We start from the raw sequence: 21,586 nt of genomic DNA, 5'->3' as shown, positions 1-21,586 counted from the left end.
GTGGGGTGCCGGATCAGGTGCTCACGACCGCGGCGACGGCGGCGGCGTGCGCCGCCGCCTGGGCCAGCCCGGCACGGGCCGCGGCGGCCATGCGGCTCGGGTCGAGCGGGTTGCGGCCGAACGCCCGCTTCGCCGCCGCGTCCGGGGTGATGACCTCGACACGGGCGCCCCGCGCGGCGAGCCGGTCCGCCTGCGCGCGCGGTGAGGCGATGACCTTGTTGCCGCTCGCCGTCGGGGCGATGACGACGACGCGTCCGTAGCCCTCGGCGAGCTGTGCGTTGGCCGGGGAGTGCACGCCACCGTCGATCCAGGCCCGACCGGCGGCGGTGGCGACGGGCCAGACGGCCGGCACCGCACAGCTCGCGGTGACGGCGTCCACGAGCGACGCCCCGCCGTCCTTGTCGAAGGCGTGGAGTTCGCCGGTGGCCGCGTCGACGGCGGTGATGAGCAGCGGGCGCTCGGGCCAGTCGGACGACGGGAGCCGGTCGGCGATCGCGGCCCGCCGTTGCTCCGCCGTGATGCCGGGCCGGGCCCGCCGGGCAATCGCGGCGAGCTTCCGGCCGTACGCCTCGGGGGTCCGTGCCGACAGCACCGCCCCCGCGTAGCGCAGCAGGGTCGGCACACCGAGGCGTCCGCCGGTCATGCCCTGCGGATCGGTGACCTGGAGTGCGTACAGTTCCGGGAGGCCGAGTGCCCCGGAGGCCAGCTGCGCGCCGACCACCGCGCCGGCCGAACTCCCGATGATCAGGTCGGCGGTGGTGAGGTCCGTGCCCGCCTCCGCGAGCCCGTGCAGAATGCCGGTCTCCCAGGCGCTGCCGGTGACTCCGCCGGCACCGAGTACCAGTGCTGTATCCGTCATGCCGTCAGTCTTGCCCACGGCCCACGGCCCACCTCCCCCGGGGTGGGGAAGGCGGGCCCGACGCAGCCGGTGGTCAGAGCAGTTCGGTGACGGTGCCCGCGCCGATGGTGCGGCCGCCCTCGCGGATCGCGAAGCCGAGTCCGGTCTCCAGCGGTACGTCACGGCCCAGTTCGACGGTCACGTCGACCGTGTCCCCGGGGCGTGCCACCGCCACCGCGCCGAGGTCGATGTCGCCCACGACGTCCGCGGTGCGGAGGTAGAACTGCGGCCGGTAGCCGGTGGTGACCGGGGTGGTCCGGCCGCCCTCGCGCGCCGACAGGACGTACACCTGCGCCGCGAAGCGCCGGCTCGGCGTCACGCTGCCGGGCGCGGCGACCACGTGGCCGCGGCGGACCCGGTCGCGTTCGACCCCGCGCAGCAGCAGGGCCACGTTGTCACCGGCCTGCGCGGCCTCCATCGGCTTGCCGAAGGTCTCCAGCCCGGTGACGACGGTCTCGATGTCCGGGCCCGGCACCGAGACCGGGTCGCCGACCCGAACGGTGCCGCGTTCGACGGCCCCGGTGACGACGGTGCCCCGGCCGGTGATGGTCAGGACGTTCTCCACCGACAGCAGGAACGGCGCGTCGGTGTAGCGGACCGGCATCGGCACGTACGTGTCGACGGCGTCCAGCAGGGCGTCGACGGCCGCCGTCCAACGGGGCTCGCCCTCCAGGGCCTTGAGCCCCGACACCCGTACGACGGGCACGGAGTCGCCTCCGTAGCCGTGCGCGGTGAGGAGTTCGCGGATCTCCAGCTCGACGAGGTCGGTCAGCTCGGGGTCGCCCGCGTCGGCCTTGTTGAGGGCGACGACGATGTGGTCGACGCCGACCTGCCGGGCGAGCAGCACGTGTTCGGTGGTCTGCGGCATGATGCCGTCCAGCGCGGAGACGACGAGGATGGCACCGTCGAGCTGGGCGGCTCCGGTGACCATGTTCTTGACGTAGTCGGCGTGTCCGGGCATGTCGACGTGCGCGTAGTGGCGGGTGTCGGTCTCGTACTCGACGTGCGCGATGTTGATGGTGATGCCGCGCCGGCTCTCCTCCGGCGCCCGGTCGATCCGGTCGAACGGGACGAAGGTGCCGGTTCCGCGCTCGCTGAGGACCTTGGTGATGGCGGCGGTCAGGGTGGTCTTGCCGTGGTCGACGTGGCCCATGGTGCCGATGTTGAGGTGCGGCTTGGTCCGTACGTATGCCGTCTTGGGCATGACTGGTTCCTTGGATTCGAAGCTGAGAGAAGACCCCAGGGCCCTGCCGACCCTCCCCCTGCGGGGTCCGCCGGACTGTCGGAGGAGGGTCAGCTTCGGGCGCCGCCGAAGGAGGCCGCGGGTGCGACGCACACGGCTGCGGCGGACGCCGATGCGGTGACGGGGTTCGCGGCAGCCTTCGGCGCGTCCGCGACTGCGGACCGCGCTGCGAGGAAGGTGTACCGGAACATGGCTCCGATGATGGCCGGGGCGCACGGCGGCGTCGAATGATTTTCCCGCGAGGACGGCGGCCGGGGCAGGGGCGCGGGCGCGGGCGCCGCCCGTTCACCGGGACGATGCCAGGCGTTCCCGCGGCACCGTCCGCGCCGAGGCGATCACGTACGGGCGTCGGTTAGTCTCCCCGCATGCTCGACCCCGTCCCCGCCGCCCGGCCCGCCGACGGCCTCGCCGCGCGCTGCACGAGGGCGCTGCTCTCGCCCTGGTCCCGGTTGTCGCTGCTCGTCGTGGTGCTGCTGGCCGCCGCGGTGGCGATGCTGCTGTTCGAGCCGCAGCGGCTGCTGACCGGTGGCCGGCCGGGCCGGCTGAGCGGCGGCACGATCGCGGTGCTGCTGTTCGGCGCGGCGTACGGCGTGTGCACCGTGGCCTTCGTGCCGCGGCCGCTGCTCAACGTCGCGGCCGGGGCGCTCTTCGGTTCGCAGGCGGGGCTGGCCGCCGCCCTCGCGGGGACGGTGCTCGGCGCGGGCGTCTCGTTCGCCCTGGGCAGGGTGCTCGGGCAGGACGCGCTCCGCACGCTGCTGCGGGGCCGCTGGCTGAAGGCCGCGGACGGTCAGCTGAGCCGACACGGCTTCCGCTCGATGCTGGCGCTGCGGCTGTTCCCGGGTGTGCCGTTCGCGGCGGCCAACTACTGCGCGGCGGTGTCGCGCATGGGGTACCCGGCGTTCCTGGCGGCGACGGGGCTGGGCTCGGTCCCGAACACCGCCGCCTACGTGATCGCGGGCAGCACTGCCGCGTCGCCGTCGTCGCCCGTCTTCCTCGCCGCGATGGCGTTCATCGTGCTGACGGGCCTCGGCGCGGCAGTCGTCGCCTGGCGCAGGCGGCACCGCCTCGCCGAGTGATTCCGGTACGCGGCATCGGTCCGCGGGACCGCTCCCTGCACGGGGTGCACACCCCCCTGTTCATCCAGGGGCGATACCCTGCCCGCGACCGACCGAGGGTCTCCGGGCCTGATACGACCCTGCCCTCTTTTGACCGCATATCCGCATGCTTCCGACGGCCCCGACGGCTGTCGGCCGATGCACGAACACCTCCGGGATGGCCACAGCCCCATGAACTGGTTCGAATCGTTCGTCCTGGGCCTTGTTCAGGGACTCACCGAGTTCCTGCCGATCTCCTCCAGCGCGCATCTGCGGCTCACCGCGGCGTTCGCCGGGTGGCACGACCCCGGCGCGGCGTTCACCGCCATCACCCAGATCGGCACGGAGGCGGCCGTCCTCATCTACTTCCGCAAGGACATCGTGCGGATCGTCTCGGCCTGGTTCCGCTCGCTGGTCGACCGGTCGATGCGCGGCGACCACGACGCCCAGATGGGCTGGCTGGTCATCGTGGGGTCCATCCCCATCGGCGTGCTCGGCGTGACGCTCAAGGACCAGATCGAGGGGCCGTTCCGCGACCTGCGGCTGATCGCCACCACGCTGATCGTGATGGGCCTCGTCCTCGGCTTCGCCGACCGCCTCGCCGCCCGCGACGAGGGGGGCGGGAAGCACCGGGCCGGCAAGGAGCGCAAGACACTCAGGGAGCTGGGCGTCAAGGACGGCCTGATCTTCGGTTTCTGCCAGGCGATGGCGCTCATCCCGGGTGTCTCCCGTTCCGGCGCCACGATCAGCGGCGGTCTGCTGATGGGCTATACGCGCGAGGCCGCCGCGCGCTACTCGTTCCTGCTGGCGATCCCGGCGGTGCTGGCATCGGGCGTCTTCGAGCTGAAGGACGCGGGCGAGGGCCATGTGGCGTGGGGGCCGACGATCTTCGCGACGGTCATCGCGTTCGGCGTGGGCTATGCCGTCATCGCCTGGTTCATGAAGTTCATCACGACCAAGAGCTTCATGCCGTTCGTGATCTACCGCGTGCTCCTCGGACTGGTTCTGTTCGCGCTGGTGGCGGCCGGGGTGCTGAGCCCGCATGCCGGTGAGTCGGCGGGCTAGGCCGTGTCTGACAATTCCGCGTGGATCAGCGGGCGTCGTCCTGTGCGGTGCATCGCAAGGCGCCGGGAAGTCCTTGTAGCGGAGCTACCAGGGCTTTTCGGCAACGCGGCGAGGGCCCGTGCGGGGCGGCGCCCGCCCGCGTGGAATTGTCAGACACGGCCTAGCGCCGTCGGACCGACGCCCGTCGCGCACGACTTGGCCGGACGACGGCGCCCCGACGGCGGGGCCGATGCCCTCAGCCGGTGACGGCGCCGGACCGGGCCGCCCGTCGTGAGGGGCTCAGCGCCTGGCCCGACGGCGGACGATCAGCCCTCCGATGGCCATTCCCGCCAGCAGCGTCGCGGCCAGCACCGCCCAGAGCGGCAGGGTGAGGACCGGAATCCACAGACGGATGTCCACCGACGCGGTGTTCGCCGCGATGAACCAGATCGCGGCGGCCGCCAGTACCACGATTCCGATGGTGCGCATCCGGATGTCCCGGCCCTTGACGGAGAGTGTCGACGGAGCATGCGGTCGGGTCGTTTTCTGTGCCATGGTCCCAGTATCGGGCGATTCGGGTGATGTCGGCTTGTCCGGTGGGCCGGGGCCGCCGACGGTCCGGCTCGGCACCGGCCTTTGCCCCGGAGTGCCGATGGCCTCGCACGAGCCGCCGGACCTGCCGTGCGGACACGGCCCGGGCCGTGGCGCGGGCCGACCCGGGCAGGGGCCGGATCCTCCGGCAGATGGGGCCGAAAGTCCCTGCCGCACGCCGTGCGCGCGTACCAGCCTGGAACGCGTACCGCAGGAAGTTGGAGGAAACCATGACCACCGAGCCTCCCGTGATCGCAGCTGTCGACGGCTCGTCGCACAGTCTCGAAGCCTTGGACTGGGCCGCCCACGAAGCGGTGCGCCGCGGGCTCGCGCTCGTCGTCGTGCACGCCCGCACACCGATGCCGCACGCGGTCCGGGAGACGCAGCGACGCGAGGCGGAGGAGTTGCTCACCCTGTGCGTGCGAAGGGTGTCCCGGGTCGCCCCGGACCTGCACCCGACCACGCTCACCCCGATGGACTATCCCTCGGCGGCGGTCACCTCGCTCAGCCGTGACGCGTCCCTGGTCGTCGTCGGTTCACGGGGTCTGGGCGGCTTCCGCTCGCTGCTGCTCGGCTCCGACAGCATGGCGATCGCCTCGATGGCCAAGTGCCCCGTCGTCGTCGTCCACGGCGAACCGCCCGAGGAGAGCCGGCAGGAGACGTCCTCGGACATCGTCGTCGGCGTGGCCGCCGACGAGAGCAGCGAGGACGTGCTCGCCTTCGCCTTCGCCACTGCCGCGTCCCGGCCCGGCGCACGGCTGCGGATCGTGCACGGCTGGACGATGGTCTCCTCGATGCTGTCCGGCGGCCCCGTCTTCGACCGGGACGCCGCGGCGGGTGCGGCCGAACGGACCCTCGCCGAGCTCACCGCGGGTTGGCGGGAGAAGTACCCGCAGGTCGAGGTCGTCAGGGAATCGGTCGGCGGATCCGCCTCGCGCGCTCTGGTGACGGCCTCGGCCACCGCGGCCCTGACCGTGGTCGGGCGGCGGCGCGGCGGCGAGTCCCTCGGGCTCGGCCTCTCCCCCGTCGCCCAGACGACACTCGGCCACGCGCTCGGCCCGGTGGCCGTGGTGCCCTGCTGACCGTCGGCCGCCCGGACCTCGCGGACCGGCCGCGCCCGCCGCGCTTCTGTCGCGCCGGTCCGGGGAAGAACTGCGGAACGGGGGTCCTGGGGCGACACTGCTGATCAGGCGGGACGAGGAGGCGCGGTATGCGGGTTCCGGCCGGTCGGCGCGAGGGGCGCGCCCGGATTCCGCGTTCCGGCCCGTGGCGCGGGTTCCTCGCGATGCTCGTCGGTGCGCTGCCCGCGCCGGCGTTCCCGGCGCCGTCGCTGTGGTGGTTCGCCTACGTGTGCCTGGTGCCGTGGCTGCTGCTGATCCGGTCCGCCGCCACGGAACGGCGGGCGGCGCTCGACGGCTGGCTCGGCGGGGCGGGCTTCCTGCTCGCCGTGCACCACTGGCTGCTGCCGAGCCTGCATGTGTTCCTCCTGGTCCTGGCGGCGCTGCTGGGTCTGCTGTGGGCCCCGTGGGGACTCCTGGTCCACCGGCTGCTGCGCGGACCGGTGTCCGCGACGGCGGCCGCGACGGCCGCCGTCGTGGTGCCGTGCGGCTGGCTGCTGATCGAGGCGGTCCGCTCCTGGCAGGGGCTCGGCGGTCCGTGGGGGCTGCTCGGTGCGAGCCAGTGGCAGGTGGCTCCGGCGCTCAGGGTGGCGTCCGTCGGTGGTGTGTGGCTGGTGAGCCTGCTGGTGGTCGCGGTGAACACCTGTGTCGCCCTGCTGTTCGTGGCTGCTTCCGCCCGTGCGGTCGGAGTCGTCGGCGTCGCGGTGTGCGCCCTGTCGGTGGGTGCGACGGCGCGATGGGCTCCGCAGCCCCAGCTGTCCGGCAGGGCCAGGATCGCCGTGGTGCAACCCGGAGTGATCACGGGCCCGGACAGTGTCGAACGGCGGCTCGCGGTCGGTGAGCGGCCGACCGGATCACTGGTGGGACGCGATCTCGATCTGGTGGTGTGGGGCGAGAGCAGTGTCGGCGTGGATCCGGCACGGCACCCGGACGTCACCCGCCGGATCGCGAAGCTGTCGCGCCGGGTGGGCGCGGACGTGCTGATCAACGCGGATGCCCGGCAGACCGACGGATCGCACCGGTCGGGGATCTTCAAGTCCTCCCTGCTGGTGGGGCCGAACGGGCTGACCGGGGATCGTTACGACAAGATGCGGCTGGTGCCGTTCGGCGAGTACGTCCCGGCCCGCTCGGTGCTCGGCTGGGTCACGTCAGTGGGCCGGGCGGCCGGGGAGGACCGGTTGCGGGGCACCCGGCCCGTCACGATGGAGCTGCCGACGGCCGTCGGCGGGCGGGGCCTGCGCATCGGACCACTGATCTGTTTCGAGTCCGCGTTCCCCGACATGAGCCGATGGCTGACCAGGAACGGTGCGCAGGTGCTGGTCGACCAGTCGTCCACCTCGACGTTCCAGCACAGCTGGGCACCCGAGCAGCACGCCTCGCTGGGGGCATTGCGGGCCGCCGAGAACGGCCGCCCGGTGGTGCATGCCACGCTCACCGGGGTCAGCGCGGTGTACGGTCCGCGGGGCGAGCGCGTCGGTGCCCCGCTCGGTACGGACACGAGCGGGGCCGCGGTGTTCGACGTACCGCTGGCATCCGGCACCACCCTGTTCGTCCGGTGGGGTTCCTGGCCGCTCGTCGGTGCTGCGGCGGTGCTCGCCCTGTACTGCGCCTGCGCGGGTGCGCGGACGCTGCGGAGGCGCGGCGACACGGGGCGGGGAGCTGGTTCGGCGACGGCCTCGGCCCGCGCGCCGGGCGCCGGCCGCTGAGCCCCGGCCGCTCCCGCCCGGCCCACCGGTGGGAAACGGCGCCGGAAACCGTAGGCGCCCGCGCGGGGACCGGGCCGAAGCCGCCCGACCGGGACCGGTTCGCCGCGGGCGACCGGTCACCGCGCCGTCGGGGTCAGAGCGGGGCCTGGTCCAGTTCGAGCAGGATGCGCTCGCACAGCTCGTGCGTCTCCAGGGCGTCCCGGGCGCTGAGCACCGTGCCGGCCCGCACGGCGTCGAGGAAGGCCAGCACACCTTGCTCGACGCCACGTTGGCGGGCCACCGGAACCCAGTCCCCGCGCCGCCTCACGCTCGGCTGCCCCTTGTGGTCGATCACCTCCGCGAGATCGACGACCTCGCGCTTGGTGTCCTGGCCCGAGACCTCCAGCCGCTCCTCGACCGAACCGCTGAGCCGGTTCATCGCGCCGATGGCGGTGAATCCCTGTCCGGACAGCTGCAGCACGACATGGTGCAGCAGGCCGTCGACGATCCTGCCGTGCACGACGGTGTGCTCGACCGTCCCCGGGACGAGGAAGCGAAGGGTGTCCACGACATGGATGAAGTCGTCGAGCACCATGGTGCGCGGGTCCTCGGGCAGCCCGACCCGGTTCTTCTGCATGAGGATCAGTTCGCGCGGGTGCTCGGCGCACTGCGCGTAGCCGGGCGCGGTGCGCCGGTTGAAGCCGACGGCCAGGCTCGTCCCGCGTTCCTCGGCGAGGCGCACCAGCCGTTCGGAATCGGCGATCTCGTAGGCGATCGGTTTGTCGACGTAGGTGGCGACGCCCGCCTCCAGCAGCCTGCCGACGATCTGCGGGTGCGCGGCCGTGGGCGCGTGCACGAACGCCGCGTCCAGCCCCTGGGCGAGCAGGGACTCCAGGTCCGCGTGGCGTTGCCGGGAGGGGATCCGGTAGGTCTCGGCGACGGCGGTCAGTGTGGCGGGGGTACGGGTCTGCAGATGCAGTTCGACCCCCGGCACCGTGGTCAGAACCGGCAGATACGCCTTCCGCGCGATGTCGCCGAGCCCGATGCAACCGACCTTCACTGGGTCTCCCTCCCGGAGTTCCGGCGCCGTCCGGCGCACGGTGCGCCGGACGGGTGCGCCCCGTCGGGCCACTCGGTCCGGCGGCTGCGGTGGCCTGTGCGCCCGCTGCGTCCCGGCAGCATACGTCCGCCGCGTCGGGCACCGGCGCGTGGTGCCGTCGAGCACCGCGGCAGGCCCGAACCGCGGCGCGGACGGGAGCCGGTGCCACCCGGCAGGGGGTTCCCGTCGAGGACGCGGCGTGCGGGCCGGCCGAACCGCCGTCGGGGCGGCCGGGCCGGGCGGCGTGCGGCAGCGGCCCGCGGAGCGGCGTTGCGCCGACCGGAGTCACTCGTGCGGGCCAATCCCCGCCGTCCGGCTCACACGGAGCCGGACCGGCACAGCAGAGTTGAGCAGGTGCAACGAACCAGAACCACCGTGAAGCTCCTCGTCTGCGTGGCGGTCACGGCGCTGTCCGGCTGTGTGTCCGTGACGCCGCAGCAGGGCGTTCCGCCGCGGCCCGGGAACAGCAGGCCCGCCCAGGACCTGACGCCGCAGACCGCCCGGCCCCCGGTCCACGACAGCCTGGGCGCCGAAGTGTCCGCCGAGGCATCGGAACCGGCGCCCGCACCGTCGGCGGAGGCTCGCCGCGCCGCGCCCCGCCCGCCCCGGCAGCGGAAGCAGCCCGCCCCGGCACGCCCCCGGCAGGCACCGCCCGTCGTGTCCGTGCCCGTACCGCGTCGGCCGGCCCCCGTCACCGGGAAGGGCGTCTGCGCGCTGGGCCGGGGCTACGGGCACTGGCCCGCCGGCAGCCCGCAGTCACGCATCTGCGACGACACCTACGGCCACTGACCCCGGGGAGAACGACGAGCGGGTGGCCCGTCCGGATTCCCGGCGGGCCACCCGCTCACATCTCCCGCAGGCGCAGCTCCATCCGCGCGATCTCCGCGCGGATTCCTCCCCCGTACCCGTCGTCCGCGCCGTCCTGCGCGAGCGCCCCGGAGGCGGCGCGTGCCCGGTCCAGATGGGTTCGGGCCGCGTCGGGACGCTGGAGCTTCACATAGTCCGCCGCGAGGTTGAGGTGGAGCGACGGGTAGAAGACCCGTACCGCGAGCGCGTCGGCGTGTTGTGCCGCGCGTTCGCCGGACACACTGTCGGCAGCCGTCAACGCCCGCAGGTCCCAGGCGAGTTCGTCGCCCGGATCATCCTGGGCGTCGGCCATGTAATGGGCGAGGGTGCACCGGTGCAGGGCGTCGCCGTCCTCGCCGATCTCCGACCAGAGGCCGACGAGGCGGTTGCGGGCCTCCTCCCGGTCGCCGCCGTGCAGCAGCATGACCGCCTGGCCGATCCTGGTCATGACGGCGTTCTTCGACGCCTCCCGCTGCTCGGTCATCGCGGCCTCCCTGTCCGGTGCACCCGTTTCCGCACGACGCTAGCGCCGACGGCGGCCGATCCCGCTGAGGCTCGTGCGGACGCCGTCCCCGGTCCATCGCACGGCGTCCTCCGGCGGACCGGAGGACGCGTTCCCCGGCCCCGTCCGGGGCGCGGTCGTCAGCCCAGGTCGGGGATGCGCCAGTCGATGGCCTCGTGCCCCTGCGCCGCCACCGCGTCGTTGATCTGCGTGAACGGACGGGAACCGAAGAACTTCTTGGCGGAGAGGGGCGACGGGTGCGCCCCCTTCACGACCACGTGGCGCGTCTCGTCGATCAGCGGCAGCTTCTTCTGCGCGTAGTTCCCCCAGAGCACGAAGACCGCCGGGTCGGGCCGGGAGGCGACCGCGCGGATCACCGCGTCGGTGAACTTCTCCCATCCCTTGCCCTTGTGCGAGTTCGCCTCGCCCGCGCGCACCGTCAGCACCGCGTTGAGCAGGAGCACTCCCTGCTGGGCCCAGGGCATCAGATAGCCGTTGTCGGGGACGGGCAGGCCGAGCTCCTCCTTCATCTCCTTGTAGATGTTGCGCAGGGAGGGCGGCGTCTTCACGCCCGGCCGCACGGAGAAGCACAGGCCGTGCCCCTGTCCCTCGCCGTGGTACGGGTCCTGGCCGAGGACGAGAACCTTCACGTCGTCGTACGGCGTGGCATCCAGCGCGGCGAACACCTGGTCGCGCGGCGGGTAGACCGGCCCCTTGGCCCGCTCCTCCTCGACGAACTCGGTGAGCTCCTTGAAGTAGGGCTTCTGCAGCTCTTCGCCGAGGACGCCGCGCCAGGACTCGGGCAGCAGGTCGGTGTCGGTCACGTCAACAACCTCCGGTAGCTAATACGTTCTTCACCCGAGAACCTACCGGGGGCCACTGACAACGGCCCCTGCCATCCCCCGCCGGGCTACCAGCTCGCCTTGCGGTAGAACTCCCACATCTGCATGACGGTCTGCGGGTCGAGAGCGCGCTCGCCGCCTCCGATGTCCTCGCCCGAGGCCACGTACAGCTTGCCCTGCCAGAGCGGCAGCATCCGCACGTCGTCGACGAGGATCTTCTGAGCCCGTTCGAACTGCTTGCTGACCGCTCCCCGGTCGCTCTCCTTGCGGGTCTGCGGCAGCAGCCGGTCGGTGATCTCGTTCTTCAGGTACGGCATTCCGGTGATGCTGTTCTTGCCCACGAACGGGGCGATGAAGTTGTCCGGGTCCGGGAAGTCCGGGAACCAGCCACGGCCGAAGACCGGGTACTGGCCCTTGTTGAAGCCGTCCTGGAACTCCGTCCAGGGCTTGCTCCTCAGCGTGATCCGGAAAAGTCCGGACGCCTCCAGCTGACGCTTGATCTCGTCGAACTCGGGGGCGGTGGAGGAGCCGTAGCGGTCGGTGGTGAACCAGAAGGTCATGGCGACCGGCTTGGTGATGCCCGCCCGCTGGAGGATCTGCGCGGCCTTCTTCGCGTCCGGCTCGCCGTAGGCGTCGAAGAAGCTCGTGGTGTGTCCGCCGATGCCCTTGGGGACCATCGAGTACAGCGGTTCGGCGGTGCCCCGGTAGACCTTGGTCACCAGCGCGTCCCGGTCGATGAGCTGGGCCATGGCCCGCCGCACGGCCACGTTGCCGGCGGCCGGATCCTCGGGGTTGAAGACCAGGAACCGGATGTCGGCACCGACCGTCTCGACGATCTGCACGTGGCCGTTCTCGTTCTGGTCCTCCTCCAGGTCGACGACCTCCTCCGCGGTCAGACCGCGGTAGATCGCGTCGACCTCGTTCTTCTTCAGCGCCGCGACGACGGGTGCGGATTCCTTGTAGTACCGAATGGTCACCGCGTCGTTCTTGCGGTCGGCGAATCCCTTGTAGTCCGGGTTCCGCACCAGTTCCGCCCGGTTCCCCGGCTTGTACGAATCCAGCAGGTAGGGCCCCGATCCGGTGACCTTGCCGTCGTCGCGGATCTTGTGTTCGGAATAGTCGCCCGGCGCCACCAGCGACATCGCGGGCGTGGCGAGTATGAACGGGAATGTCGCATCCGGCTTGGCGAGATGAAAGACGACGATGTCGTCCCCTATGGTCTCGATCCGGTCGAGCGAACCGAGCATGCCGACCGGGCCGCCCTTGACCTTGAGAGCCGATATCCGGTCGATCGAGTACTTCACCGCCTCGGCATCGAGTGCCTCACCGTTGGAGAACTTCAGCCCCTTGCGCAGCTTGCACCGGTAGGCCGTGCTGGTGGTGTCGGTGAACCGGCACGACTCGGCGGCATCCGGCTCGGGGCGGGTGCTGCCGGTGGGGAAGCTCACCAGGGTCTGGAACACATTCCTCATCAGTTCCCACGAGTTGTCCCACGCCGCCGCGGGATCGAGGGTGGAGGGCGAGCTGGTCGTGCCGACGACAAGCTTCTGCTCCCCTTCCGAGCCGCTGTCGGAAAGAAGTCCGCAGCCTGCCAGCAGAGAAAGGGAAACAAGGACCGCAGCGGCCTGCAGTCTGGCCCGGTAGAACACGTGGACACTCCTCGATCAACCATGGGTCGGCAGACCATACCGCAGCGCCCTGTCGGGTCAATCCGCAGGCCCGACAGGGCACTTGAGTCATTCTCGGCGAAATCCGCTCAGGCCGATCTCAGCCCACCCCCGCGTTCAGGAACATTCCGCCGTCGACCATCAGCGTCTGTCCGGTGATCCACTCCGATTGGCTCGATGTGAGGAATGCGGCGGCACCGCCGATGTCCTCCGGGACCCCGAGCCGGCCGAGCGGATAGGCCGCGGCGGCCTCCGCCTCACGGCCCTCGTACAACGCCCGGGCGAATTTCGTCTTCACGACCGCCGGGGCGATCGCGTTCACCCGGACGACGGGCGCGAACTCGTGCGCCAGCTGGAGGGTCAGATTGACCATGGCGGCCTTGCTCATGCCGTACGCGGCGATGAGCGGGGAGGCGGTGACGCCGGAGATCGAGGCGATGTTGACGATCGCGCCGCCGTTGTCCTTCTGCCACGCCTTCCAGGTCAGCTGCGCGAAACCGAGCGCCGAGACCACGTTGGTCTCGAAGACCTTGCGGACGACGTCGAGATCGAGGTCCGCGATGGGGCCGAACACCGGGTTCGTCCCGGCGTTGTTGATCAGGAAGTCGACCCGGCCGAACGCCTCCATGGTGCGTTCGACGACCACCGCCCGGTGGGCCGCGTCGTGCGCCTTGCCCGCCACGGCGATCGCCCGGTCGGGGCCGAGCCGTTCGACGGCCTCCCGGAGCGCGTCCTCGCCGCGTCCCGTGATGCACACCCGGTCGCCGCGGGCCACGAGCGCCTCGGCGATGCCGTAGCCGATTCCCCGGCTCGCCCCCGTGATGAGGGCGACCTTCCCACTGTCCTGCGCAGTCATGATGTCCGTAGCCCTCCGGGTCAGTTGAGCGGTCCGCCGGCGACGTACATGACCTGGCCGGAGATGAAGCCGGCCTCGTCGCCCGCGAAGAAGGCGATGGCGCCCGCGACGTCCTCGGGACGGCCGACGCGCTGGACCGGGATCTGGCCGGCGGCGGCGGCCTGGAACTCCTCGAAGCCCATGCCGATCCGGGCCGCGGTCTGCGCGGTCATCTCGGTGACGATGAAGCCGGGCGCGACGGCGTTGGCGGTGATGCCGAACTTGCCGAGTTCCTTGGCGAGCGTCTTGGTGAAGCCCTGCAGACCGGCCTTGACGGCGGCGTAGTTGGCCTGGCCGCGGTTGCCGAGGGCCGAGGAGGAGGAGAGCGAGACGATCCGGCCGAACTTGGCGTCCACCATGTGCTTCTGCACGGCCTTCGCCATCAGGAACGCGCCCTTGAGGTGCACGTTCATCACGGTGTCCCAGTCGGACTCGCTCATCTTGAAGAGCAGGTTGTCGCGGAGCACGCCCGCGTTGTTGACGAGGATCGTCGGAGCACCGAGCTCGGCGGCGACCCGTGCGACCGCGGCCTCCACCTGGGCGCCGTCGGACACATCGCAGCCGACGGCGAGCGCACGGCCCCCGGCGGCGGTGATCTTCTCGACGGTGTCCTTGCAGGCCGCCTCGTCCAGGTCGAGTACGGCGACCGCCCGGCCCTCGGCCGCCAGGCGTACCGCGGTGGCGGCGCCAATGCCCCGCGCCGCTCCGGTCACGATGGCGACACGCTGCTCGGTGGTGGACATGCTGGGTTCTCCTCGCCCTTGGTTGGCCGCTCGGCCGACGCCGGGGCGGTCCGGCGCGCCAACCTCGCGCGGGTCGGACCCCCGGGTCTGAGCGACCGCTTAGTACCTTCGTCGGTCGAGACGCTAGAAGCCCCGGCACCCGGTGTCAACGGCGCGCGGCCGCAAGGGCGCATGTCACACCCCGGCACCACCGTGCAACAGGGCGGGGAGCCCGAGCCGCCCCGGGGACGACGGGACGAAAAGGCCGGCCGCCCCGCCATCGGCAGGACGACCGGCGGAACGACCGGTCAGCGCACCAGCAGGTCGAGCAGACGCTCGACCTCGGCCTCCGGGTCGCTGGTGAGGCCGCTGTGCACGGGGCTCGGCTGGATCACGGTGGAACGCGGCGCGATCAGCCAGCGGAAGCGGCGCCCGGCGTCGTCGCGGGCCGCCTGTCCCGCGTCCTCGCCTCCCCGGCAGACCCCCTCGACGGCGTGCAGGGCGGCCCGCACCCCGACCACGTCCGCCGCCGGGTCCAGGACCTTCAGCTTGGCCTCGTCGAGGTGCGTACGGGCGGCGACGAAGCTGCGCGCGCGGCAGTAGACGACGACGCCCGCGTTGAAGAACTCCCCGCGCTGCACCCGCGGCACCACACGCAGCAGCGCGTACTCGAAGACATCGCGCTCGTTCATCGGCTGCCGCCCTCGTCCTTCTGCTTCCTGGTGGGGTGCGGCCACTCGGTGAGGTGCTCGGTGAGCCAGCCGGGCGCGCGGGACGGCTCGGTCCTTGTGGGGCCGTCCGTCGTGATCCGCTCGTGGATGGTCGCGGCACGCGACAGCAGCGCCTCCACATAGGCACGGCGCAACTCGTCGGTGGAGTCGAACCCCGGCTCGTCGACCAGCCACTCGTCGGGCACGTCCGCGGTGACCTCGGTGAGCAGTTCCTCGGTGACCAGCGGCGTGAGTTCGGCGGCCGCGGCCGCGATGTCGGGGGCGAACGGGGCGAGCGCGTGGTCCGACGCGTTGTACGGCTTGGCGGCCGACGCCTGCGCGCCGGGCCAGTTGTGGTGCCAGATCATCGTGGCGCCGTGGTCGATGAGCCACAGGTCGCCGTGCCAGACCAGCATGTTCGGATTGCGCCACGACCGGTCGACGTTGTTGATCAGCGCGTCGAACCAGACCACCCGTCCGGCCTCCCGGGGATCCACCTGGTAGGCCAGCGGGTCGAATCCGATGGAACCGGGCAGGAAGTCCATCCCGAGATTGAGACCGCCGCTGGCCTTCAGGAGCTCCTGGACCTCCTGGTCGGGCTCGGCGAGCCCGATGACGGGGTCGAGCTGGATCTGCACGAGCTCGGGCACACGGAGACCGAGCCGACGGCCGAGCCGTCCGCAGACGACCTCCGCGACCAGCGTCTTGCGTCCCTGCCCGGCTCCGGTGAATTTCATGACATACGTGCCGAGGTCGTCGGCCTCGACGATCCCGGGCAGCGATCCGCCTTCACGCAAAGGCGTCACGTAGCGGGTCGCTGTGACTTCGGTGAGCATTTCCCCAGGCTATCCGGCGCGAGCACCTGCCGATCCACGGAACGTCGCACCGCCCCTGCGGTGCCGGACGTCCCCGCGGCCGGCCCCGGGGCCACGGGGCGCGGGACAGCCCCTGCGATGACACCGACGGGGCGCGGGTGCCGGTGATCACGGCGGATGGGCCCGGACCGCCGCCGCGGGTCTCCCGGCCGCGCAGACGGGTCCGGCACTCGTCCCCTGTCGCGGCCCGTCCAGGCCCCCCGGACGGCACACCGGTGCGCTGCGCGGGGGCGGCGGCAGCAGTCCGCGCCGCCCGGCCCCGACACCCGTTGAGCGCAGCGGCTCCTCCGCCACCCGGATGCTTTTCGCCGACGTGCGCCGTGCGCGGGCGCTCCCGGGGGCGGCCGGGCGTGCCCGCGCGCTCATGACGGCGTCGCACCGTGCCGATGACGATGAGGGTCCCGGACCGCGACCGCGGAACGCACGCGGTTCCGGCCGCGCATACGCCCCGCGCCGTGCGCACGGACCGTCAAGACCGAAGTCGCGCACATCGGGCAGCCGCGGCTGCCCGGAAGGGAGAGCCCACGTGAGCACATCGCAGGACGACGAGATCCGTCCCGGGCGTCGGACCGTCGTCGCGGCGGTCGGGGCCGCCTCGGTGGCCGCCGCACTCACCGCCTGCGGCAGCCGGCAGGAGGCGAGCCGTTCGCACACGGCCGGACCGGCGGACGACGGCACGGACGGCGGCACGGACGGCGGCCGGGACGTCCTGGCGAGGACGGCCGACATCCCGAAGGGCGGCGGGAAGGTCTTCGCCGACCGGGACGTGGTGGTGACGCAGCCCGCGTCCGGTGACTTCAAGGCGTTCTCGTCGACGTGCACCCACCAGGGATGCACGGTGTCGAGCGTGTCGGACGGCACCATCAACTGTCCGTGCCACGGCAGCAGGTTCGACGCGGCGAGCGGCGAGGTCGCGTCGGGGCCCGCCACCCGCCCCCTGCCCACCCGGGCGATCAGGGTCGAGAACGGATCGATCACGCTGGAGGCGTAGGCCCCGGTCCCGGCCGGTCGTCCGGCGCGGCGTCGGCCCCACGACGGCCGCGCCAGCATGCGAGCACCGCCTCGGTGGTCGTGACGGTGGCGACGAGGGCGAGTGTGTGACGGATCACCGCGGGGGTGTACTCGGCGGGCACCCCCGCGACGGCGTCGGACGGCACGACCACCGTGTAGCCGAGGTTCACCGCGTCGAACACGGCGTTGGGAACGGCGACGTTGGCCGAGACCCCGGTGACGACGAGTGTCCGGCAGCCCAGGTTGCGCAGCAGCGCGTCCACGTCCGTCCCGGCGATGGGCGAGAGGCCGTGCAGCCGACGCACGACGAGGTCATCGTCCGACACCTCGACGGGCTCGGCGATGCGGACCGCCGCGGTGCCCGGGTGCTGCTGCACGGGAAGCCGGCGAGCGGCCCGGAAGAGCCGCGCGTTGTCGTTGGAACCACGCCCGTCGGGGCGGCGCTCGGCCACCGCGTGCAATACCTGGACCCGGGCCCCGTGGGCGGCGGCGACGAGTCGGGCCACGCGGTGCAGCGTTCCGGAGGACCGCGCCTCCTCGGCCAGTTCGGGCAGTGCGCTCCCGGGCCCCACGACGCCCTGCTGGCACTCGACCGTCATGAGCACGCAGCTCGCCGGATCGAGTTGGCGGGCAAGTCGTTCGGGGAGCAGTTCGTTCGACGGCACGGCAGACCCCTTCGGTGCAGGTTCGACTCCGCGGACGACCGGCGACCGCGCACGGGCGGGTACGGACGGGCACGCGGTCGGCCGGGCGCGCGAGGCTAGCCGCCATTGCGTGACGGGGGAAGAGACCGCATGCTTTCTGACGCCCAGTCAGTCAACGTGAGGAGCACCCGTGACCACCACACAGCGCCGGGGCCGTCGGATCATGATGACCGAGGCGGAACGCGACTCCTATCTCGCCGAGCAGCGGACCTGCCGGGTCGCCACCGTGTCCGCGGACGGCCGCCCGCACGTCGGTGCGCTGTGGTTCGCGTGGGACGGCAGCTCACTCTGGCTCTACTCGATCACCCACAGTCTGCGCTGGTCGCAGCTGCGCACCGATCCGAGGATCGCGGTGGTCGTGGACGACGGGGTGGAGTACGGAGAACTGCGCGGCGTCGAACTCTCCGGCAGCGCCGCCCTTGTCGGCGAGGCCCCCCGAACCGGCGCCGAATGCCCCGGACTCGCCGTGCCGGAAAGCTTGTTCGCCAGGAAGTACTTCGGGCTGGACACCATGCCGCACGACGGTCGGCACGCGTGGCTGCGGCTCACGCCGGAGGCCATCACCTCATGGGACTTCAGAAAGCTCGCGACGCCGCCCGCCGCCTGAGCCCACCCGCGGGACGCCCTACGACGGCATCTCGCCCGTCGCCCGGTCGGCGGCCGCCCCGAGCGCGGCCAGCGCCGCCCGGATCGACGGGCGGCGATCCGCGTCCGCCCGCCACACGGCATGCACATGCCGCCGCATCCGCTGCCGCACGGGCACCAGCCGCACCCCGTCGGGCACCGGCCCGCGCCCCAGCCGCGGTGTCACGCAGACACCCATCCCCGCAGCGATCAGGGCCAGTTGGGTGTGATGCTCGCCCACCAGGTGCGCGATGCGCGGTTCGAATCCCTTCGAGCGCAGCGTGAACATCAGCCAGTCGTGACAGAACTCGCCCTCGGGCCAGGAGACCCATTCGTCGTCGGCGAACTCCTCCAGATCCACCTCCGCGCGTTCCGCGAGCGGGTGGCCCGCGGGCATGGCGATGTCCGGCACGTCGTCCAGGAGGTGGGCCCGCGCCAGGCCGCCGGGCACCGGCAGCCGCTTGTTGCTCCAGTCCAGCACGACCGCCAGATCCATGTCGCCCCTGATGACACCGCGGATTCCGGCCTCGGGCTCCCATTCCCTGGTGCGGACGCGCAGGTCGGGGTGGTCGGCGCGCAGCGTGCGCAGCGCCTCGGGGAGGAGCCCCCGTGCCGCCGTGGGAAAGGCGGAGAGCAGGATCTCGCCCACCACTTCTCCGCGCTGCGCCTCGATGTCGGACTGGGCCAGCGCGACCTGGGAAAGAATCCGCGCCGCGTGGTCGGCGAGCAGGCGCCCGGCGTCGGTGAGCCGCACCCCGCGCCCGTTCTTGGCAAGGAGTCGCTGGCCCACCTCGCGTTCCAGCTTCGCCATCTGCTGGGAGACCGCCGACGTGGTGACGTGCAGGCCCTCGGCAGCGCCGCTCACCGAGCCGTGCCGGGCGAGGGCGTCCAGGGTGCGCAGGCGCTCCAGGTTCAACATGTAAGTGATGCTAAGGGAGTCGACACAGAAAGTTTCACTTGTTCTACGTGATCGGCTTCGCCATCGTGGGTCCATGAGCTCATCCGCCGCCCCGGGCACCGTTCCGCCCGCCGGACCCACCGCCCCCGCCCGAGTCAGCACGGAGCCGGGCCCGGAACCGACTGCGCAGGCGCGCCCCGCACCGCCGTCCGGCGCGTTCCGGCCGAGGACGGACTGGCGAATACGCTTCGGGGCGCTCGCGCTCGTCTGGGGCTTCAGTTTCCTTCTCATCAAGGTGGGCACCGACGGATACGCCCCGTTCCAGGTCACCCTCGGCCGCCTCGTGGCGGGTACGGCCGTTCTGGCCGTCGCGATGGCGGTCCGGCGGGAGCCGCTGCCCCGCGGCCCGCGCACCTGGGGCCACCTGGCCGTGGCCGCGTTCTTCCTCAACGCCCTGCCGTTCTCGCTCTTCGCCCACGCGGAGCTGACCATCCCGTCGACCCTGGCCGGTATCTGCAACGCGACATCACCGCTCTGGGGCATGGCCCTGTCCCTGGTGGCCCTCTCGGAGGACCGGCCGACCCGCCGCAGGGTCGCCGGACTCGGCCTCGGCTTCCTCGGCGTGCTGACCGTGCTGGGTGCCTGGCAGGGTTTCTCCGGACTGGACTTCGGCGGCACGGCGATGGCCCTGCTGGCCTCGCTCAGCTACCCGGTCGGATGGATCTACGTCCGCAGGACACTGTCGGGCAGCGGATCGTCGACCCTGGCCCTGACCGGCAGTCAGCTTCTCCTCGGAACGGCGCAGATCGCCTTGGTGACCCCGCTGTTCACCACCTTCCCCGCGACGTTCCCGCTGCTCCCGACCCTCGCGGTGGTGGCCCTGGGCGCGCTCGGCACCGGCCTCGCGGTACTGGTGCAGTACGGCCTGGTGGAGGAGGTCGGTCCGACGACCGCGCAGATGGTCACCTACTTCATCCCGGTCGTCGCCACCGCGGCCGGAGTCGTCGTGCTCGGCGAACGACTGAGCTGGAACACACCGGTCGGCGCCCTCGTGATCCTGGCGGGCGCCGCCCTCACCACGAGCCGGACACGCGGCGGCGGATCCGGCCGGGGACCCGCGGACCGGACGTGATCCGGAATCGTCCGGCGGGCCCGGCTCAGCCGTAGCCCAGCGGCGTCGCCGGTCCCGCGGCGGCGGCCACCGCGTCGGCCAGGGGCGCCAGGTCGGCCGCGGTGAGCGGCGAGACGGTGAGCCGGATCCCCTGCGGCGCCACCATCCGGAACCGTGCACCGGGTGCCACCGCCCAGCCCGCGTGCAGCAGCCGCGCCACGGCCCCGGTCTCGTCGCTCACCGGCACCCAGACGTTCATGCCGCTGCGCCCGTGGGCCTCCACGCCCCGGTCCGCCAGCGCCCGCACCAGGGCGTCCCGCCGCTCCGCGTACGCCCGCGCCACCTCGGCCTGGTCGACGGCCCCCGAGTGCCACAGGTGCACCACGGCCCGCTGCAGCAGTGTGCTGACCCAGCCGGGCCCGAGCCCCTGTCGGCCCGACACCCGATCGACGGTCACCGGGTCGCCGGTGAGCACGGCGACCCGCAGATCCGGGCCGTACGCCTTGGCCACGGACCGGACGAACGCCCACCGGTCGGTGGCGCCCGCCAGCGGGTGCAGCGGCAGGTCGACGATGCCGTGGCCGTGGTCGTCCTCGACGAGCAGGACGTCGCGGTGTCCGGCGAGGACGGCACGCAGTTCGGCGGCGCGGGCGGCGCCGATCACCGCGCCGGTCGGGTTCTGCGCGCGGTCGGTGACCACGAGGGCCCGGGCTCCCGCGGCCAGCGCCCGCTCGACGGCGTCGGGCAGCGGCCCGTCGTCGTCGAGCGCGACGGGCACCGGCCGGAGTCCCAACGCCGGTACGAGATCCAGCATGGCGCCCCACCCGGGGTCCTCGACGGCCACCGTGTCACCGGGACGGAGCTGCGCGCCGAGGACGCGCTCGATCGCGTCCAATGAGCCGGAGGTGGCGACGACCGCTCCCTCGGGCACGCCGTCGGCGTCCAGGGCGGCCCGGGCGGCCGCCGCGAACCCCGGCTCCACCGCGGGCTGCCCGTACATCCCCGGCCTGCGCGCGTACGCGTCCGTCGCCGCCGCGAACGCCTCCCCCAGCGCGGGGAGCAGCGCCGGATCGGGGTTCCCGGTGCCGAGGTCGCGCACGCCGGGCGGGGCCTCCACCCGGAGCGAGCCCCGTGCCGTGCTCGCCGGGCGGGACCGCACCCGACTGCCCCGGCGGCCTGCCGTCTCGATGACCCCGCGCTCGCGAAGCGTGCGGTAGGCCGCCGCCACCGTATGGGGATTGACCCCCAGCAGCTGCGCCAACTCCCGCATGGGCGGCAACACCTGACCGGGCGCCAGCTCGCCCGACCCGACGCCCCGTTCCACACTGGCGGCGATTTCCGCTGCGCGCCGACCGACGATCCGATACTCTCCTAGCACAAATGGAATTATGCACTAGCGCAATGGAG

General features: G+C 72.5%; 22 protein-coding genes. 8 read left to right on the top strand and 14 right to left on the bottom strand.

Annotated elements, in window-relative coordinates; all coding sequences use genetic code 11:
• Positions 1–13: 13 nt before the first annotated feature.
• Together ACFC79_RS33755 and tuf are read right to left on the bottom strand one after the other, a co-directional pair.
• Positions 14–859: a patatin-like phospholipase family protein gene (locus ACFC79_RS33755; RefSeq protein WP_376248354.1), complete on the bottom strand. Its 846-nt coding sequence runs from the start codon at positions 857–859 to the stop codon at positions 14–16.
• A 73-nt stretch (positions 860–932) separates the two neighbouring features.
• Positions 933–2,102, bottom strand: coding sequence for an elongation factor Tu (tuf, locus tag ACFC79_RS33750; RefSeq protein ID WP_376248351.1), 1,170 nt, complete (start codon positions 2,100–2,102; stop codon positions 933–935).
• A gap of 404 nt (positions 2,103–2,506) precedes the next feature.
• Here tuf and ACFC79_RS33745 point away from each other — a divergent pair, with 404 nt between their 5' ends.
• Together ACFC79_RS33745 and ACFC79_RS33740 are read left to right on the top strand one after the other, a co-directional pair.
• Positions 2,507–3,217, top strand: coding sequence for a TVP38/TMEM64 family protein (locus tag ACFC79_RS33745; RefSeq protein ID WP_376248348.1), 711 nt, complete (start codon positions 2,507–2,509; stop codon positions 3,215–3,217).
• Between the two features lie 210 nt (positions 3,218–3,427).
• A complete protein-coding gene (locus ACFC79_RS33740) occupies positions 3,428–4,300 on the top strand; it encodes an undecaprenyl-diphosphate phosphatase (protein ID WP_376248346.1) in 873 nt (290 codons plus the stop codon).
• 279 nt (positions 4,301–4,579) lie between these two features.
• Here the strand turns inward: ACFC79_RS33740 and ACFC79_RS33735 are convergent, their stop codons facing one another.
• Positions 4,580–4,834 carry a LapA family protein gene (locus tag ACFC79_RS33735; RefSeq protein WP_376248343.1) on the bottom strand — a complete coding sequence of 85 codons (255 nt, stop codon included), beginning with the start codon at positions 4,832–4,834 and terminating at the stop codon, positions 4,580–4,582.
• A gap of 266 nt (positions 4,835–5,100) precedes the next feature.
• Between ACFC79_RS33735 and ACFC79_RS33730 the strand changes: the two genes are divergently transcribed.
• Both ACFC79_RS33730 and lnt read left to right on the top strand, forming a co-directional pair.
• Positions 5,101–5,952: a universal stress protein gene (locus ACFC79_RS33730; RefSeq protein WP_376248340.1), complete on the top strand. Its 852-nt coding sequence runs from the start codon at positions 5,101–5,103 to the stop codon at positions 5,950–5,952.
• Between the two features lie 128 nt (positions 5,953–6,080).
• A complete protein-coding gene (gene lnt / locus ACFC79_RS33725) occupies positions 6,081–7,694 on the top strand; it encodes an apolipoprotein N-acyltransferase (RefSeq protein WP_376248337.1) in 1,614 nt (537 codons plus the stop codon).
• Between the two features lie 133 nt (positions 7,695–7,827).
• Here the strand turns inward: lnt and ACFC79_RS33720 are convergent, their stop codons facing one another.
• Positions 7,828–8,733, bottom strand: coding sequence for a Gfo/Idh/MocA family protein (locus tag ACFC79_RS33720; protein WP_376248335.1), 906 nt, complete (start codon positions 8,731–8,733; stop codon positions 7,828–7,830).
• 393 nt (positions 8,734–9,126) lie between these two features.
• Between ACFC79_RS33720 and ACFC79_RS33715 the strand changes: the two genes are divergently transcribed.
• Positions 9,127–9,561 (top strand): hypothetical protein, encoded by a 435-nt coding sequence (locus ACFC79_RS33715; protein ID WP_376248333.1) that lies wholly within the window; start codon positions 9,127–9,129, stop codon positions 9,559–9,561.
• A 55-nt stretch (positions 9,562–9,616) separates the two neighbouring features.
• Here the strand turns inward: ACFC79_RS33715 and ACFC79_RS33710 are convergent, their stop codons facing one another.
• The 7 genes from ACFC79_RS33710 to ACFC79_RS33680 all read right to left on the bottom strand — a co-directional run bounded on the left by ACFC79_RS33710 (position 9,617) and on the right by ACFC79_RS33680 (position 15,792).
• A complete protein-coding gene (locus tag ACFC79_RS33710) occupies positions 9,617–10,102 on the bottom strand; it encodes a hypothetical protein (protein ID WP_376248330.1) in 486 nt (161 codons plus the stop codon).
• A 158-nt stretch (positions 10,103–10,260) separates the two neighbouring features.
• Positions 10,261–10,944, bottom strand: coding sequence for a uracil-DNA glycosylase (gene ung, locus ACFC79_RS33705; RefSeq protein WP_376248327.1), 684 nt, complete (start codon positions 10,942–10,944; stop codon positions 10,261–10,263).
• 86 nt (positions 10,945–11,030) lie between these two features.
• The gene (locus tag ACFC79_RS33700; protein WP_376248324.1) at positions 11,031–12,611 is read right to left on the bottom strand and encodes an ABC transporter substrate-binding protein; all 1,581 of its coding nucleotides are present in this window, start codon (positions 12,609–12,611) and stop codon (positions 11,031–11,033) included.
• Positions 12,612–12,729: 118 nt separating this feature from the next.
• Positions 12,730–13,485: an SDR family oxidoreductase gene (locus ACFC79_RS33695; protein ID WP_376248322.1), complete on the bottom strand. Its 756-nt coding sequence runs from the start codon at positions 13,483–13,485 to the stop codon at positions 12,730–12,732.
• A 20-nt stretch (positions 13,486–13,505) separates the two neighbouring features.
• Positions 13,506–14,267 (bottom strand): 3-oxoacyl-ACP reductase FabG, encoded by a 762-nt coding sequence (gene fabG, locus ACFC79_RS33690; protein WP_376248319.1) that lies wholly within the window; start codon positions 14,265–14,267, stop codon positions 13,506–13,508.
• Positions 14,268–14,554: 287 nt separating this feature from the next.
• The gene (locus tag ACFC79_RS33685; RefSeq protein WP_376248317.1) at positions 14,555–14,938 is read right to left on the bottom strand and encodes a DUF3037 domain-containing protein; all 384 of its coding nucleotides are present in this window, start codon (positions 14,936–14,938) and stop codon (positions 14,555–14,557) included.
• Positions 14,935–15,792 carry a HipA family kinase gene (locus ACFC79_RS33680; RefSeq protein ID WP_376248314.1) on the bottom strand — a complete coding sequence of 286 codons (858 nt, stop codon included), beginning with the start codon at positions 15,790–15,792 and terminating at the stop codon, positions 14,935–14,937. The genes ACFC79_RS33685 and ACFC79_RS33680 overlap by 4 nt, the downstream gene beginning before the upstream one ends.
• 565 nt (positions 15,793–16,357) lie before the next feature.
• Between ACFC79_RS33680 and ACFC79_RS33675 the strand changes: the two genes are divergently transcribed.
• Positions 16,358–16,822, top strand: coding sequence for a Rieske (2Fe-2S) protein (locus tag ACFC79_RS33675; protein ID WP_376248311.1), 465 nt, complete (start codon positions 16,358–16,360; stop codon positions 16,820–16,822).
• Here ACFC79_RS33675 and ACFC79_RS33670 read toward each other — a convergent pair.
• Complete coding sequence (locus ACFC79_RS33670; RefSeq protein WP_376248308.1) at positions 16,806–17,507, bottom strand: cysteine hydrolase; 702 nt, start codon at positions 17,505–17,507, stop codon at positions 16,806–16,808. The genes ACFC79_RS33675 and ACFC79_RS33670 overlap by 17 nt on opposite strands.
• 169 nt (positions 17,508–17,676) lie before the next feature.
• Here ACFC79_RS33670 and ACFC79_RS33665 point away from each other — a divergent pair, with 169 nt between their 5' ends.
• Positions 17,677–18,153, top strand: a complete 477-nt coding sequence (locus ACFC79_RS33665; RefSeq protein WP_376248305.1) for a pyridoxamine 5'-phosphate oxidase family protein — start codon at positions 17,677–17,679, stop codon at positions 18,151–18,153.
• Between the two features lie 18 nt (positions 18,154–18,171).
• Here ACFC79_RS33665 and ACFC79_RS33660 read toward each other — a convergent pair whose 3' ends face one another.
• Complete coding sequence (locus ACFC79_RS33660; RefSeq protein WP_376248302.1) at positions 18,172–19,089, bottom strand: LysR family transcriptional regulator; 918 nt, start codon at positions 19,087–19,089, stop codon at positions 18,172–18,174.
• Between the two features lie 73 nt (positions 19,090–19,162).
• On the opposite strand from ACFC79_RS33660, the gene ACFC79_RS33655 reads away from it, so the two are divergent.
• Positions 19,163–20,200, top strand: a complete 1,038-nt coding sequence (locus ACFC79_RS33655; RefSeq protein ID WP_376248299.1) for a DMT family transporter — start codon at positions 19,163–19,165, stop codon at positions 20,198–20,200.
• Positions 20,201–20,225: 25 nt separating this feature from the next.
• Here the strand turns inward: ACFC79_RS33655 and ACFC79_RS33650 are convergent, their stop codons facing one another.
• Positions 20,226–21,557: an aminotransferase class I/II-fold pyridoxal phosphate-dependent enzyme gene (locus tag ACFC79_RS33650; RefSeq protein WP_376248296.1), complete on the bottom strand. Its 1,332-nt coding sequence runs from the start codon at positions 21,555–21,557 to the stop codon at positions 20,226–20,228.
• Positions 21,558–21,586: the final 29 nt, after the last annotated feature.

This window comes from Streptomyces sp. NPDC056061 (assembly GCF_042266885.1).
Lineage (GTDB): Bacteria > Actinomycetota > Actinomycetes > Streptomycetales > Streptomycetaceae > Streptomyces.
The sequence above is the reverse complement of the archived record's forward strand: the minus strand, read 5'-3'. Positions and strand labels throughout refer to the sequence as shown.

What these genes read in the sequence shown, in the direction of transcription:
- ACFC79_RS33680 (WP_376248314.1), bottom strand. Translation starts at nt 15,792, where the DNA reads ATGCTCACCGAAGTCACAGCGACCCGCTACGTGACGCCTTTGCGTGAA.
- ACFC79_RS33745 (WP_376248348.1), top strand. Translation starts at nt 2,507, where the DNA reads ATGCTCGACCCCGTCCCCGCCGCCCGGCCCGCCGACGGCCTCGCCGCG.
- ACFC79_RS33695 (WP_376248322.1), bottom strand. Translation starts at nt 13,485, where the DNA reads ATGACTGCGCAGGACAGTGGGAAGGTCGCCCTCATCACGGGGGCGAGC.
- tuf (WP_376248351.1), bottom strand. Translation starts at nt 2,102, where the DNA reads ATGCCCAAGACGGCATACGTACGGACCAAGCCGCACCTCAACATCGGC.
- ACFC79_RS33740 (WP_376248346.1), top strand. Translation starts at nt 3,428, where the DNA reads ATGAACTGGTTCGAATCGTTCGTCCTGGGCCTTGTTCAGGGACTCACC.
- lnt (WP_376248337.1), top strand. Translation starts at nt 6,081, where the DNA reads ATGCGGGTTCCGGCCGGTCGGCGCGAGGGGCGCGCCCGGATTCCGCGT.
- ACFC79_RS33655 (WP_376248299.1), top strand. Translation starts at nt 19,163, where the DNA reads ATGAGCTCATCCGCCGCCCCGGGCACCGTTCCGCCCGCCGGACCCACC.
- ACFC79_RS33685 (WP_376248317.1), bottom strand. Translation starts at nt 14,938, where the DNA reads ATGAACGAGCGCGATGTCTTCGAGTACGCGCTGCTGCGTGTGGTGCCG.
- ACFC79_RS33735 (WP_376248343.1), bottom strand. Translation starts at nt 4,834, where the DNA reads ATGGCACAGAAAACGACCCGACCGCATGCTCCGTCGACACTCTCCGTC.
- fabG (WP_376248319.1), bottom strand. Translation starts at nt 14,267, where the DNA reads ATGTCCACCACCGAGCAGCGTGTCGCCATCGTGACCGGAGCGGCGCGG.
- ACFC79_RS33730 (WP_376248340.1), top strand. Translation starts at nt 5,101, where the DNA reads ATGACCACCGAGCCTCCCGTGATCGCAGCTGTCGACGGCTCGTCGCAC.
- ACFC79_RS33755 (WP_376248354.1), bottom strand. Translation starts at nt 859, where the DNA reads ATGACGGATACAGCACTGGTACTCGGTGCCGGCGGAGTCACCGGCAGC.
- ACFC79_RS33710 (WP_376248330.1), bottom strand. Translation starts at nt 10,102, where the DNA reads ATGACCGAGCAGCGGGAGGCGTCGAAGAACGCCGTCATGACCAGGATC.
- ACFC79_RS33660 (WP_376248302.1), bottom strand. Translation starts at nt 19,089, where the DNA reads ATGTTGAACCTGGAGCGCCTGCGCACCCTGGACGCCCTCGCCCGGCAC.